Source organism: Flavobacterium arundinis (genome assembly GCF_038289855.1).
Classification (GTDB): Bacteria; Bacteroidota; Bacteroidia; order Flavobacteriales; family Flavobacteriaceae; genus Flavobacterium; species Flavobacterium arundinis.
This window is the reverse complement of record NZ_JBBYHR010000006.1, coordinates 59,366-74,840: the sequence shown is the minus strand read 5'-3', so window position 1 is coordinate 74,840 and position 15,475 is coordinate 59,366. Positions and strand designations below refer to the sequence as shown.

The 15,475-nt window shown below is 39.4% G+C and carries 10 protein-coding genes; 9 read left to right on the top strand and 1 reads right to left on the bottom strand.

Annotated features, from left to right (window positions below):
* Positions 1-64 precede the first annotated feature (64 nt).
* The 3 genes from AAEO56_RS11795 to AAEO56_RS11785 are packed head-to-tail and all read left to right on the top strand — an operon-like array spanning position 65 to position 3,663.
* The gene (locus tag AAEO56_RS11795; RefSeq protein WP_341697264.1) at positions 65-1,873 is read left to right on the top strand and encodes an amidohydrolase; all 1,809 of its coding nucleotides are present in this window, start codon (positions 65-67) and stop codon (positions 1,871-1,873) included.
* Positions 1,874-1,876: 3 nt separating this feature from the next.
* Positions 1,877-2,308 (top strand): DoxX family protein, encoded by a 432-nt coding sequence (locus AAEO56_RS11790; RefSeq protein ID WP_341697263.1) that lies wholly within the window; start codon positions 1,877-1,879, stop codon positions 2,306-2,308.
* Entirely contained in the window at positions 2,308-3,663 is a 1,356-nt protein-coding gene (locus tag AAEO56_RS11785) for an alginate export family protein (protein ID WP_341697262.1), read from the top strand. The genes AAEO56_RS11790 and AAEO56_RS11785 overlap by 1 nt, the downstream gene beginning before the upstream one ends.
* Positions 3,664-3,770: 107 nt before the next feature.
* On the opposite strand, the gene AAEO56_RS11780 is transcribed toward AAEO56_RS11785, so the two are convergent.
* Complete coding sequence (locus tag AAEO56_RS11780) at positions 3,771-5,459, bottom strand: AraC family transcriptional regulator (RefSeq protein WP_341697261.1); 1,689 nt, start codon at positions 5,457-5,459, stop codon at positions 3,771-3,773.
* A 348-nt stretch (positions 5,460-5,807) separates the two neighbouring features.
* On the opposite strand from AAEO56_RS11780, the gene AAEO56_RS11775 reads away from it, so the two are divergent.
* From AAEO56_RS11775 to AAEO56_RS11750, 6 genes are all read left to right on the top strand, one after another.
* The gene (locus tag AAEO56_RS11775) at positions 5,808-6,518 is read left to right on the top strand and encodes a hypothetical protein (protein WP_341697260.1); all 711 of its coding nucleotides are present in this window, start codon (positions 5,808-5,810) and stop codon (positions 6,516-6,518) included.
* On the top strand, positions 6,518-6,763 hold the full coding sequence (locus tag AAEO56_RS11770; RefSeq protein WP_341697259.1) for a hypothetical protein: 246 nt from the start codon (positions 6,518-6,520) through the stop codon (positions 6,761-6,763). Before AAEO56_RS11775 ends, AAEO56_RS11770 begins: the two co-directional genes overlap by 1 nt.
* A gap of 18 nt (positions 6,764-6,781) precedes the next feature.
* Positions 6,782-7,663 (top strand): helix-turn-helix domain-containing protein, encoded by an 882-nt coding sequence (locus AAEO56_RS11765; protein ID WP_341697258.1) that lies wholly within the window; start codon positions 6,782-6,784, stop codon positions 7,661-7,663.
* A gap of 343 nt (positions 7,664-8,006) precedes the next feature.
* Positions 8,007-10,433 (top strand): T9SS type A sorting domain-containing protein, encoded by a 2,427-nt coding sequence (locus AAEO56_RS11760; protein ID WP_341697257.1) that lies wholly within the window; start codon positions 8,007-8,009, stop codon positions 10,431-10,433.
* Positions 10,434-10,537: 104 nt separating this feature from the next.
* Positions 10,538-12,259 carry a choice-of-anchor tandem repeat GloVer-containing protein gene (locus tag AAEO56_RS11755; RefSeq protein WP_341697256.1) on the top strand — a complete coding sequence of 574 codons (1,722 nt, stop codon included), beginning with the start codon at positions 10,538-10,540 and terminating at the stop codon, positions 12,257-12,259.
* Positions 12,260-13,526: 1,267 nt separating this feature from the next.
* A complete protein-coding gene (locus AAEO56_RS11750; protein WP_341697255.1) occupies positions 13,527-15,344 on the top strand; it encodes a tetratricopeptide repeat protein in 1,818 nt (605 codons plus the stop codon).
* Positions 15,345-15,475 lie beyond the last annotated feature (131 nt).

The window sequence follows — 15,475 nt, the reverse complement described above, 5'->3', positions numbered from 1 at the left end:
AAACGGGCTGTGCCCAGCGTGCAGCCCGTTTTTTACTTCTATTAATTTTCAAAATTCACGAGTCATGAAAATCTTTATAAAAATTATTTTCTTTTTCCTGGTACTGTCCTCATTAGAGGCGGCCGCACAAGCGAAAGCTACGCTTATTGTGCATAATGCCAGAATACACACTTTGGACAGTAATAATACTGTGGTGCAGGCTATGGCCGTTGCCGATGGAAAAATTATCAGGACAGGCAGCAATACCGAAATCCTGAGGTATAAAAACAAAAACACAACGGTTATAGATGCTAAAGGCGGCACTGTGATTCCCGGATTGTTTGATTCTCATATGCACATCATTCGCGGAGGAAGGTTTTATAATACCGAACTGCGATGGGATGGAGTTCGTTCTCTTAAAAGGGCTTTAGCTATGCTTAAAGAGCAGGCACAGCGTACTCCGCAAGGGCAATGGGTGCGCGTTGTAGGCGGTTGGAATGCCTACCAGTTTGAAGAAAAAAGGCTGCCAACACTAGAGGAAATTAATGAGGCTACGGGTAATGTACCCACCTTTATCCTGCACCTTTACGGGCATGCTTATCTTAATAAAGCAGGTATTGCAGCCTTAAAGCTGGATGCCAATACCCCGAACCCGAACGGCGGGCTGATAGAGAAGGATATTTATGGTAATCCTACAGGGATGCTTGTGGCAGAGCCCAATGCTTTTATCCTGTACTCGACACTTTCAAAACTACCAGAGCTCACAACCGAAGAAAAAATAAACTCTACAAAACTGTTTATGAGCGAAATGAACAGGCTGGGCGTAACTGCGATAATGGATGCCGGAGGTGGTTTCCAGAACTATCCTGACGATTATGGCGTTACTAAAAAGCTATGTGAAGAAAACGCATTGACAGTTCGTATGCCTTACTATCTTTTTGCCCAAAAGGCTGGCAGTGAACTGGCCGATTACAACAAATGGATCAGTTCGGTAGAGATTGGCGCTGGTTGTGACGTGCCCTCTGAAGGGAGTAAGAAATTTGGTAAAATGCCAAAGGTGGAATACCATGTACAGGGCGGCGGGGAAAACCTCGTAATGAGTGCAGCCGACTTTGAGAATTTTGACAAGCCAAGGCCAGAGCTAAGCCCTGCTATGGAAGGCCAGATAAAATCGGTTTTATCATTGCTTATAAAAAACAGATGGCCCTTTAGGATTCATGCTACTTATAATGAAAGTATTACCCGTTTTCTCAATGTTATAGAAGAAATTAATAAAGAAACGCCTCTTGATGGCCTGCTGTGGTTTTTTGATCATGCCGAAACCGTATCAGTAGAGAACCTGCAAAGGATAAAAGCGTTGAATGGCGGTATTGCCATTCAGCACAGGATGGCTTACCAGGGCGAAAATTTTATTAAGCGTTACGGCAAAGCTGCCGCCGCCAATACCGTGCCTATTAAAAAAATAATGGACATGGGCATTAAAGTGGGTATGGGTACCGACGGCACAAGGGTAGCGAGCTACAACCCATGGGTGGGCTTGTACTGGCTTACTTCAGGAAAAACACTTGGCGGATTAAAATACATGAGCAAAGAAAACATCCTGGACAGGACCACAGCCCTTAAGTTATTTACTCAGGGCAGCGCACAGTTAATCAGCCTGGATAGTGACAGAGGCATGCTTAAGGAAAATTACCTGGCCGATTTTACACTACTGTCCAGCGATTATTTCTCGGCTTCAGAAGAGCAGCTACTCGCAATGGAGTCAAAGCTTACGGTTGTAAATGGAAAAGTAGTATATGCTAATGACGAGTACCGCGCTTTCGCTGCCCCACAGCCAAAAGCACTACCCGAATGGAGTCCTGTAAATTATTTTGGCGGATATCAAAAAAATTAAACCGTGAAACGATTATTAGCAACCTTATTATCGTCAGACCTGAAAAGTCCGGGATATAATTTCGGGATACTTATCTTCAGGATAGCTGTGGCAGCGCAGCTCATTATAGTACATGGGCTTAAAAAAATAGGTGTAGGCGTAGCAGCACCGGAGGCAGTACCCAATCCGTTGGGCCTGCCCCCCGCGCTAAACGAATTTATAGCGATAGCTGCGAATACCTACCTGCCGTTTTTACTAATCATTGGGTTTTGCACACGCCTGGCTGCCCTGCCTGCCGTGTGTGTGACACTAACCGGATATTTTATAGTTCACGCTAACGATTCGCTTGCAGTGAGCGACGTTCCCTATATGTACAGTGTTTCATTACTGCTCATTATTATTCTGGGAGGAGGCCGCTATTCATTAGACCATTACATAAGTCAAAAAATAAAATAATGAAACGCATTATTATGCTTATCACACTGGTGTTTATGGTAAAAGCTGCCGCTCAACACCCCGGCTTCAGGCCGTTACGATATGATGATGACCTTAGCGCCATAAAAAGCGACACGGCCTCCGGCTGGTACGACAAGATGAAATATCTTGGTAATGACAACCTTTATCTTTCAATGGGGGGCGAACTCCGGCTGCAATACATCTATACTGTAAATAACAAATGGGGTGACGAACCGGATGCGACCGACGGCTATCTGCTAAATCGAAACCTGTTCCATGCAGATGTTCATGCCCACAGGTTCAGGGCATTTGCACAACTGCAAAGCAGCCTTTCGGCGGGATTGACCGATGCCAGCCCGGTAGATGACAACACTGTGGATATACACCAGGCTTTTATAGATGCTGCTCTGTTGAGCCACGAAAAAGCATCTCTTATATTGCGTGCCGGCCGGCAGGAACTAATGTACGGATCGCAAAGGCTTATAGGGGTACGTGAGGGACCTAACAGCCGTATTGCTATGGATGGGGCAAAACTGTTCTATAAGCAGGATAGGTTGCAAACCGACCTTTTTTATACGCACCCCGTTGCGAATAAAATGGGCGCGTTTAACGATGTGTTTAATGATAAGGCTAAATTATGGGCAAGCTATACTGTTATTAATATGAATGGTTTCTTTAATAATATTGACCTGTATTATTTGGGGCTCTATAAGCGGGAGGCACACTATGACACTGCTTCCGGTACGGAAATGAGACATTCTATTGGAAGCAGGTTCTGGAAAAACAAAGGAAAGTGGAAATATGACATTGAAGGGCTTTACCAGTTTGGATCACTTTCAAATCTTGACATATCGGCATGGACAATATCTTCTAACATAAATTATAAAGCGGAGGGGCTGCTATTTAAGCCTGTGTTCGGGTTAAAAACCGAAGCTATATCAGGCGACAGTTCAAATACAGATCATAAACTACAGACATTCAACCCGCTGTACCCCAGAGGCGCATATTTTGGTTTGGTGGCCCTTATTGGTCCGGCCAACCTGTTTGATATCCATCCCTCTGTAGATCTCGAATTAAGTGACAAATGGGAATTCGGTTCAGACCTTGATATTTTTTGGCGATGGAGCGTGAACGATGGCATTTATGCACCTAACATGCAGTTACTGTATGCTGGTACAGGTACTGCCGAAAGGTTTATTGGTACACAGCTATCGGCAAATATAGAGTATACGCCCGATCCGTTTTTAAACTTTACGCTTGAAAGCGCCTGGTTCAATGCAGGAAGTTTCCTTGAGAAGTCTGGCACGGGAAAAGACTATTTTTATGCTGCTGTTACCGGGAGGATACGATTTTAAAGATCGGCACATCACTCCTTCCTTAAAATATAAAGGCAAAACCCCGGTAATTTACTGAGGTTTTAATTATTTATAGTGTCTAACAAATTACAGTCGGATACTTTTATTTAGGTAAAATGTAAATTTAATTCTGCTATAAAAAAAGAGGGTGATATTTGTGTCCTTTTTAAAAAAGCTTTTGTAAAGTGCTGTGTTGTGCTGAAGCCCGCTTCTTCAGCCAACGCTTTATTATTATATTTTCTGTATTGTGGCTCCTCCTTTAGCAGGTTGATGATATAATCGATCCTGAGGTCATTAACATAGTCGTTAAACTTTTTACCACTGTGCATTAAGATCACCTTTGATAAATACTTGTGATTTGTAGAAAACGTCTCTGCAATTTTAACAGCTGTCAGTTCCTTTTGCAGGTATTTGTGTTGCGTCTCAAATTTTTGTAAATGTTTTAAAATAGAAGCTATTACTTCTGCCTTAATTGGAACAGGATCGTTTTCTGCAATTTTTTGAGCTGTAGAATTTCTTACAGGTGTCGTAGTTGCCTTTTCATGCATTATTTGTTCAAATCGTATTTTATACTGTTGCTTACTTTTAAAATATTTATGGATGAGGTAAAGCAAAAAGCATATTAATAACAGACCTAATACAATAAAAATAATTTCATAGTTTTTTCTTATCAGTAACCTTGTCTCTACAGCGCTTTTAGCCTCTAAAAGTTTTGCAGTATCATATTCTTTATGGATTTTTTGCGAGAGGTATTTATAATTATTATTTAATAAGCTATCGGCTTTAAAGAGGCGGTTAATGTAATACAATTCACTTTCAGGATTACCGTTTTCATGGCTGTATTTCATTAATGTCTCATAGCCTTCCCTCATATCGGGGCGTAAGTAATGCCTTTCGCCAAATATGTAGTCTACTTTCCTAAAGTAGGTATATGCCAGTGTTTTATTCCCAAAATCCATATTTGCTTTTCCGAGGTAAAAGTAGGCTATGGCTTCATTGGCAAAATCATTATCCTTCCTTATTCCATTAAGTGATTGCCCTATTAAACTGAGCGATTTTTGATATTGCTTCAGGAAATAAAAATTAATGCCTTCAGAAAGTTGGAGGTAAGGATCCAGTTCTGATATATGTAACCGCTTGCTTTCGTTAAAGGCGAGGGCGTTGGTAGTACTGCACAGCGCATATTTTCCCATCCGGTTGTAGCAAAGCCCTGCCGAATGTAAGCAGTTTAAATAGGCAAGGTCATTTTCATTTTTAAAATAGTAGGAACATTCCTTAAAAAGATTTAATGCCTCTTCATAATATCCTAAGTAATATTTGATATGGGCAATGTTATATTTTGCCTTAAATTTTAGGTACAGGTCATTACCTTTTGCTATAAAACGTTCGGCTACAAGATAATTATCAAGTGCCTGGGGATAGTGTTTCATAGAATAATGAACAATACCTTTTGTGAGGTATGCTGACCCTAATATGTCATTATTACGGGTTTTCGATGCCGCAATTATCATGCTGTCGGTATATGCAAGCCGCTTATTTTCTTCAGTAGCGTGCACAAAATTTTTATATCCTTCTACAACTTCCGGCCAGTTTTTCTCGCTATATGCTTTAGCCAGATACGCCCTGAGATATATAGCTGCCCGGGGCTTGCCTTCAAACCTGTCAATATGGTCACTTAAATAGGAATAATTTTTTAAAAGCAGGGTATCGTTTTCAGGCAGGTAAATCATACCGGCACCGGCCTCCGATGTACAAAAGGCAAGGATAAGCATGAAAATATCTAAATGGCGTTTCAAATTAGTTTGGTTTTCCGGTTGTGGCTTTACAGGCATTTCATGAGATACAAATCCGTGTACTAAAGTATTTATTTTCGATTAATAAAATGCATTTGCACAAAGGAATTTAAAGCTGTGAGCAACGGTGTTAATTAAATATTTAAATCAGTAATTACCATGTAATTATCTAATTAAAATGTAATGTGTAATTCTAGAATTATGCACTCAAAATTCTAGAAAGCCACAAACAGTTTATTGCTTTACATTACACATAAGCATAGATTTGCCATGAATTCAAAGCGGCTGTTCAAATCCCCGGGCGAAATGGACTGGATAAAACAAATTCAGTAACCTTTACATTTTAAAATTATGATTAGACCAATCCTGTGGCTATTGCTTTTTGCAATTGCTTCACTTTCGTGCAGTCCTGAATTTCAGGAAACAGAAAACCAGCAAATAGAAAAAAGCGCACTCAATGAAACATTTTTAAAGAAGGCCATTACAATGCCTGCAAATCCGGACAATGGATATGATAATGCCGGCTGGATGCATAACCAGATCTTAGAAGCATACACATATAATACCCCTGCTTCGCTCACTGGAAGGATCACTGCCTTAGAATCCATAGCTCAGGCTGACAGTACCTTTTTATCCCTGGCACCTAATTACACTTCAGTCAGTACTGCCCAACTCAATGTAATTACACAAGACAACCTTACTCAGGTATTGTCTAATAGCGCTTTATCGCCTGCTTCACAAAATAGCCTTAAAGTACTTATCGACAATATTTTTGATTTAGAGTCTAAGGCCTCTTCCTATGAGGTTATATATAGCCTGATAATAGCTTTCGAATCCGGAATTATTGAAAATGCGGCGCTACCGGAAGCAGAACGGAAAATTATCCTGACTACCACTTCTGTAGCGCGTTATGCTGCTTTTTACGACAAGAAGAAGGGGAAAGATAAAGATTGGCGCATGTCCAGGGGTAGCCTTACAAGTGCAATATACGGCTCCCAAGAGGGACCGTGTAAAGCCATTATTATGTCGTTAGCCGGAGGACTTTATAACAGTAGTAACTAATGTTTGTCTGGATATATCGTAATGAGGCTTTGATAAAGCGCATTTGCAGCTTTTTAATAATTGGGTTGAACCTCACGGGCCTGATCGTAATTATAAAGCTGGCAGGCTATGATGCCTTAGTGGCCTATTCAAAGCAGGAAGGTGAGAAGCTGGACAGCTTACGCGGAACAGTTTACGTTCTCTCTTTAGTGGCTGCTGCAAATATATTTTTTTGCGCATCATCCTATATGAAAAGGGAAAAGTAATATCATAATCCACACCTTATGATTCATCATCTTATAAATAACACAGAGAAACTTGACCAACTTAAGTTTAACGGCATTACAATCCTTAAAAGTATAATTTCTAAAACCACAGATAAAAAGTTTACACTCGAATTTTTTTCAATCCTCCTTGTACGATCCGGTATACTGCATCTTAACCTTGACCAGGCAAACTATCAGTTATGCCCCGGTAATGTAATTATCATTTCTCCCGGTGTCTTGTGCCAGATATCCAAATCAGAATCAGATATAGCTGTTCAATGCTGTTTTTTTAACAAGTCTTATGCTGCCACTAATTTGCTTAACAGCGCATTATGGCAGCAGTTGCCATCAATTGCAAATAGATCATTTTGGATACTGCATGCAAAACCCCTGCAATATGAATCGTTGCAGCGTACCTGTAAGATACTGGACCGGAAAATTAGCGGCGATGCCTCACGCTTTTATATGGAGCTTATCCAGTTAAGTTTCAAACAGCTTCTTTATGAAATAGCAGCAGTTTATTTTGAAAACAATGAAGAACTTCTTTTAAAGCATGACAGAAAAGAAAGATTGGTTTTGCGCTTTTTTGATATTCTACATCAACATGTAGAGAAGGAGCATAAAGTCCGGTTTTATGCCGATAAGCTTTGTGTCACTCCGGGCCATCTGAATAAAATAGTGAGGCAGCGCCGTAAAAAAACAGTAAAGCAGTGCATAGAGGAGGTAATTATATCTAAGGCAAAGCCGCTCTTAGAAGACAGGGCATTACCCATTAAAGAAATTACAGAAGAGTTGGGTTTTGCTACGGTACCTTCGTTTAGCACTTTCTTTAAAAAGAATACAATGATAAGCCCTACAGAGTATCGTTTCGGTGCGTTCCAACAAAGTACAGCTTTATAAAAATTTGTTCTGTCAACAAAAAAAATATTTTTTAATTTATTGTAAACCAAAGTGTTTTAATAAAAAAAAGGATTGATTTTTGAAAACTTCGGCAGGATTTTGATAACTCTTTATCACCATCCTGCCATTAAATTTGGAAGATGTTAACACTGTTGCATAATGTGAATTTTGGACGGCCAATTACATTCTATTACCGCCTGTATGCATTGGAGCACAAACAATCAATATCAAAGTAGCACTCTGGAGAATCTCTATAAAAACATTGTTTTCTTAGCATGTGTCCTGCCCGCCAAAGCAGCATGTTTAAGAATTTTTAGGATTTGAATATAAAATTTAGAATTACATGAAACAATTAAACACAATTTTTAAGGAATTAATTTATGCATTCTTAGTTATACTATTTGGTATGACAGCGAGTTTTGCACAAGTCGTGACAGTACCGGCAGGCTGTACTGTTAAAGTACCAGGAACCGGTGGGTCCATTGGTTTAAACCAGGTTGGCAGTGGAGGCGTAGTAGCCATGCCGGATAACTTTGCCGGCGGAACATTTACGGTAACCACTCCCGGTGGCTATACTTTGACAGGATGGAGCTTACGGGGCGATCTTTCAGTAACTACGGCGAATATACCGCCAACAGCCCCAACACAATCTGCCGGTGCAGTATCTTCATTAAGTATACAGTCGTATAATAAATTCCTGCGTGGATCAGAAGGTGCACCGGGAAGTGCCGCTTCAAAATTAGGTAAAAGCAAAGGTACTGTGAGCATAGGATATAACGCTGGTGCCTGTAGTGGTTACAGCCTTACATTCGAAGTTTATAAAACCTATACTACAACCCCTCCAATAGTAGGCCCTGCATGCGTACAGGGAGGAGTTCCCTGTACTTTTTCCGTTGACCAGGTAGCAAGTGACAATGCGGGTGATAATATTGGTTTTGACCAGTATTACTGGAGTGGGATGCCTCCTGCTGTACCGGGGTCTACTTATTACTCTGCCGATAACAGCTCTATTACATTTACACCCGTTGCTTCAGGTGCATTTACCATAAAATGCTGCTTAGGCCGGGCCAACCCGTGGGACGCAGGAACATCGGTGACTGGAACGCTGGGAACAACATGTGTTACAAAATCTATAGGTGATGCACCTTCTGAGCCAACGGTAGGAACAACAACAGCACCTCTTTCTTCAATTATGCCTCTTTGCGCAACAACCGGATCGGCTGCCACATTTACAATTAATTACAGTTCTACTAATACCTGCACATGGACTGCACCCAATACCGGCTGGATTGTTGGTACACCTGTGCTAGTCTCTGGTAATAATTATAATGTGACCATAAATACAAATGGTTTTAATAACCCTGGTGTATTAACATTAACGGTTGGCAACGCACCTTGTGATCCGCTAACATTCCAATACCAGATCAACCGTTCATTCGCAGCTCCGGTGGCTATTGCTCCTGTTATTGCCGGTACTACCTGCTTATCTCCGGGCAGCAGTAATAATATGTTTAACATCAGTACTTCTGCCGCAGCGAATCCAACCACCTGGACCATATCGCCTTCAGGCACAGGAGTAACGCTTGCGCCTTCAACACCTAACTCTACAGTAGCAGTAAATGTAGCTGCCGGGGCAACTACCGGAACGTATACACTTACAGCGAGTTCAACTGCATGTGCTGGAAATATTACCTATACCTTCAGGGTACGACCTGTAACGCCAACCATCAGTGGGCCGGCATGCGTAGTTAGGGGTGCGTTAACAGCTCAAACCTATACTTGTGCAGCTACACCGGGCGCAACATATACATGGTCGTTCCCATCTGGCTGGACCGCATCCAGTTTCACCACTGCGACCAATTCAATAACCGTAACACCAGCCAGTACAACGGCAACCCTAAATGGAACAGTAATAGTGACGGCTAACGGTATTGTAGGCTGTAACAGTGCAGCCTCTACAACTATAGGCTATAGTGCCGCGGCACCTACAGGCGTAGTAGCCGGTTGCTTTAGCGTAGGGGTACCGGGTACTAATTCCGTAACATTTACTAATCCGCTTTCGGGCACTTATACTGCTACCCTGATTCCTACAGGAGGAGGTAGCAATTACATTACAGGAGGCGTGACCTTTACTTCTCCTAATATCCTTACATTTAGCACAAGCGCACTTACCGCTGGTACCTACAACCTGTCTATTACACATAATAGTGGTTGTGGCGCTGCTGCAACGAGCGTTACACCAGTTACTGTTTCGGCCAATGGCGCACAGCTGTTCACATCTTTTAGCGCTGGGAATCCTGATAGCTACTTTGTGATAACTCCTCCGCCTAGCGCTACTTACCAATGGTTTGTAAACGGTTCGGCTGTAGCGGGCGCAACGGCTAATAACTTTTCTCTAAACGGCCCGATTGTTTCCCCGGGATCAGTTACAGTTTGTGTAAATGTAACCTCAGGAGGATGTACAACACGCCTGTGCTCATCTGCAGGTACTCATACACAGCGTACCGCCCAGGGATCAGGACCTGATTCCGGCGATGACGAGATCACAGTCTATCCTAATCCAAATACAGGTAATTTCTTTATAAAGATTCCGGGCTTCAATCAAAAAGCCACAGCCAGCATATATGATATTTCCGGTAAAGAAATCATTAGATATGACTTGCAAAGTGGAGAAAATAATATTAAAGGTGAAGCATTAGCCAAAGGTTCTTATATCGTAGTATTAGATATCGATGGTCAAAAAGAAGCTAAAAAAATTATTATTAAATAGTTTAATCTACATTTTAAAAAGGAACTTTGGCATGTACGTGCCAAAGTTTCTTATTTTTACATAGTTATGATCTGGAAAAATACTAAGTTGAAATCATGTTTGCTATGAATAAAATACTACTTATAATAGGTTTACTAATTTGTACCTGTAATTGTTATTCGCAAAAAGAACTTTGGGGCGTAAATAAAGGTTACCAAAATTCTACAACATACAATGGCAATATAACAAAGTACGACATTGCCGGCCAAAACCCGATGATTGTGCACGAATTCTTAGACTTTTCGATAGGAAAAACGCCAAAAGGGAAATTATTTTTAGCGTCGAACGGTAAGCTCTACGGGATAACAGTGGCAGGAGGTAATACTTCAGGAGGCGTTATTGCAAACGGTAATGGTGTTTTGTATGAATATGACCTGATTTTTGATAAATACAGGGTGGTGCATTATTTTGACATACAGGCTCCAAATTATATCTATGGTGCCGGTGTAATAGAACCTGTAGCCGGAAAGCTTTATGGCACTGTTTCAAACAGGGTGTTTCGTTATGATTTGGCAACAGAAACCTTTAACTTTTTAACAGGTGCAACGGGATATAGCATAGACAGCGAATTATTCAAAGCTTCTAACGGTTTTTTATACTGTACAACAAGAGATTCATTTTGCCCCGGAGTTAGTTCTGTAGGGCCAAATAACTTTGGTACCATTATCAAAGTAAATATTACCGGCAATAGCATACAGCAAGTATATCAATTAAAATGTGATGGGAGTGAGGGTATTAGGTTTAGTGGTGAATTTATAGAGACAACCCCTGGTAAACTAATTAATATTACAGAGGGGGGAGGTAACGCCGTGCCAGGTGATGGGACGATACTTGAGTTTGATATCAATACGAACACGCTTACAAAGAAAATTGAATTTAATGGCGACAATTTGGGCAGCGAGCCACAAGCCACATTTAGCGGGGATAACGGCAAGGTGTACGGAGTTTGTCAAAACGGCGGCATTACCTATGTTACACTTAATGATGTAACGTTTACAGAGCACCGGGGTACGCTTTTTGAATATTCACCTGCTACAAATGCCATTACGAAACTGCATGATTTCGGGACTCAGCAAAATCCTCCAGATTCTTTTACAGGGGCAAACCCAAACTACATTATGAGAGCGTCGTCAGGAAATTATTTCGGGATCTCCTCATTTGGGGTTTTTCAGTTTAACCCGGCCGATAATTCTGTAATTATGCCTACACCGTTTGGAACTCCTTTACCTCCTAATGCCAATGTTACTGAATCTTTAATCGAAATATGCCGTAAGCCCTCATATCAAGAGTTTGTTTTGGACACCTTTAATCCATGCGAAAACACTCCTTTTAGCTTTGATGTGCAAAACACTAATGCAATATCTTATGTGTGGAAAAAAAATGGTGAAATTGTACCGTTTCAGTCCACAGGTATTTTGAACTTTCCAAACATCACTGCTACCGATTCGGGCAATTACACCTGTGAAATGGAAAATGAATGCGGCATAACAGTAACGATGGCGCTGCATATCACTGTGGGATGCCTGGGCATTGATGAGATGGCTGCTTATAAAAACCTTATAGCTTTATATCCAAATCCGGCTAAAGATATCCTGAATATAAAATTGCCGGACAACAGCAATTTAAAAGTTACAGGATGTACAATTTCCAACATGCTCGGGCAGGTAGTTTTTAAAAGTAACGGTGAAAGATCCCAGGTTGATACTGCTAATTACGCAACAGGATTATACAGCATTGTTTTAAATACTGATAAAGGCACTTGGTTTGGGAAATTTATAAAAGAGTAAATTTATGTCTGTTCAGAAACTATAATATGTTCTTGATATTTGTCGCTAAGCTTGTAGGAGGCAGGAGCACTGGACCGATTTTGCACGTAACTTTGGGCACTTTTGAAAATTTTGCTTGCTGCAGGGAAAATAAAAAAACCTGCAAACGTTAAAATTTGCAGGTTTTAAGGCTTTTCGAGACATTTTGTGCGCTTTTGGCAACTTTGAAAAGTATGCCGTAAACCGTCTTCGTGGACTTGCCCGGACAATTTTCGAACACCTTTATTGAAGATTTATCAATATGGGCGCGACTTTCTGCGTGACGGCTTTCAGATTTAAGATGATTTTATGTTGTGTTAAGGAAGATCTATGTAGTATTATTATTCTGCTAGTGTAATTCAGCATAGCTAGTAAAATTCTGGCAAATCTATGGTAAACACTTTAGCTGAACAGGTTCGACTACCATCCCTTGCAGAACCCGGTTAATTAAGGAAAGTTTTTAATCATATTATGATCAGCTGCTAAAAATAGCATTCCGCGTGTTATTTTTAATAAAAAACATATCGTTCTCCATTCTATTTTTCTAGTTTTTCACAACCTAACGATCAGAGACAGGGCCACACAAACATCAGAAAGAAAATTTAAGCAGAAAAACGAGATAAATTGTTGTATTAGATATTATTACTGTTTTTTTTGCAGATATCAGTTTTTCTATTTTGAATCACCACATCGAATTTCTTAATATAATCAGCGTTTCTGTTTTCATAATACGATTCCAGAATCTAAACTATAATCCGTAATTTCCCTTAAACTGGATAAGATATTTTCTCTACGTTTTCAACATTAGCGATTTATTTTGTCTTGTCCAGGGAGTTAATCAAATTAGTACGCTGTCAGGAAGTTTTCAGATTTATGATAATATGGATTGCTTTAGCAATTACCAGATTGAAAATATCCTTTTCGAAGTATTTTACAAAATGAAACACTATTTTAAATTTATTTCTTTTCTTCTTTACTGCTTCTAACAATTAACTTTCGTAAGAAAGAAGTAGTTGTGAAGTCAGTCGCCATAATTTAATGATATTTGTAGGTTGTATAGCTTTTTACTAAATCAATAGCGGATACACGAACTTTCAAAAATTTGTTATATAATCTATAATAAATTTAATGATTGTAAAAAATAACTATTTTTAAGCAATTGTAAACTATACCGAATTAAATTATAAAATGAATAAAGAACTATAATCGGTCTGAAACACATAATAAATAAATTTGTAGCTACATTCAAATGAAACAAGAATGGTCGACCCTCCAATACACTGTTATATTTTTAATATTATCAACACTTTTTATTGGCTGTAATCAAGATAAGGGCAATAAAATTTCATTTGCATCGAAAGAGAGCAGCAAATTCGATTCACTGGCAAGAATCAACCCGCAAGAAGCCAGGAGGATAACCGATGAAGTTTTGCAAAGAGCAGAATTAACGGATAACGATTCCCTCTTTTTGCAAGGCTATTATTATAAAACCATAATCAATGTGAATTCAGGTTTGTCCGATAAGGTACGTGAGGACAGCGAAAAAGCCCTGAAATATTCAGACAAAATCGGAGAGGAAAACTACAAACATAAGATATATACAGTTTTAGGGAAATTTTATGTCCAAAATAATGAGTATACAGTGGCATTAGATTACTACTTAAAGGCACGCGATTATTTTCAATCTCAGAATGACATGATTAATCTTGCGGTATCTTATAATGGCTTAGGTATATTATATTTTGAAATGGGCGATTATGACAACTCAGTCATTAATTTCAATAAAGCCTATACTATCTATACTAAAGTTGGCAACAAGCGGGGTATTGGCGTCTTCTATGCCAATCTTGGCAGTGTATTTAGTACCAAAAGCGACTTTAAAAGAGCAAATTTTTATCAGAAAAAATCGCTTGATATTTTCAATTCGCTAAATGACACTGTAAGTATAGCAAGTTGTATGATCAACATCAGTAATAATGACCGGGAGTTGAAAAATTACGATTCGTCATTTAAAATGCTTGATGAGGCATTGCGGCTTAGTGAGAAAATTAACAACGACAGATTAAAAGAGAGAGTACTCCACAATTTAGGGTTAAATTATCTGGCAAAGCGAGATCTCAAAAACGCCCATTACTATTTTAATGAAGAATTATCACTTTCTGATAAAATGAAATTTGCGGGCGGGCGGTTGGGAGCGCTGGAGCAGTTGTCTTATGTTACAAAACTTCAGGGCCGCTATGCCGATCATGCGTTGATGACAGAACGTTATTACAAATTGAAAGATAGCGTGTTTGGCTCAGAAGTGAAACAGAAGATAGAAGAATTGAAATGGGCTAATGAATTTGAAAAATCTTCACTGGAAAAAAAACTGCTCCTCAGCAAATACCAGATAGAACGTGAAAAAAGCAGTCTCCTGTTAATAGTATCTGTAATGATAGGTATAGTTTCTGTCTTAGTGCTTGGTATAGTTTGGTTATTCTTCAGGAATAACAAGAAAAGCTTAAAACTAAGCGAAATTGAAAATGAGCGGCTACAGGAAAAGATTGATTTTGAGCATTTGAATTTTGAAAAGGAAAAAGCGGAAAAGGAAATTTTAAAATTAAGGTCTGTTCACCAGGATCTCGAGCTCGAAACAAAGAACAGGGAAATAACTTCTATCAGCCTTCAGCTTTTGGGCAAGAACAATTTGATGGCCGAAATAGCGGAGATATTAGACAAAAATTCCAAAACCCCCAATAAAATCGAGAGTGATTTGAGATCAATTCTTTTTCATAATCAAAACCAAAAAAAAGATTGGGAAAAATTTCGGGAAGTTTTTGAGAAAGTTCACCCTGGATTTTTTACGGAAATTAAATCCCGCTTCAGCTCGCTTACCGCAACAGATATTAGGATCTGTGCTTATATCAGGATAAGGATGTCCCTTAATGAGGTTGCCAGTCTTTTAAATATCTCTTTACAAAGTCTTCATACATCGCGCTATCGTATCAGGAAAAAGTTAAATCTCGACACACAACAAAGTCTTGATGATTTTATATGTGAAATAGTGACGGGAAATAACAATGTATAGTCTTAAAAATTAATTATTTTTTTAAATTACTGAAAATTAAATAGTTAATTTTTTGATTGTTCAGTATTTGTCTAGGAGCAAAATGGTCATTTTTGTTATAATACAGCTATTTTTGGATTCTATTATTATTA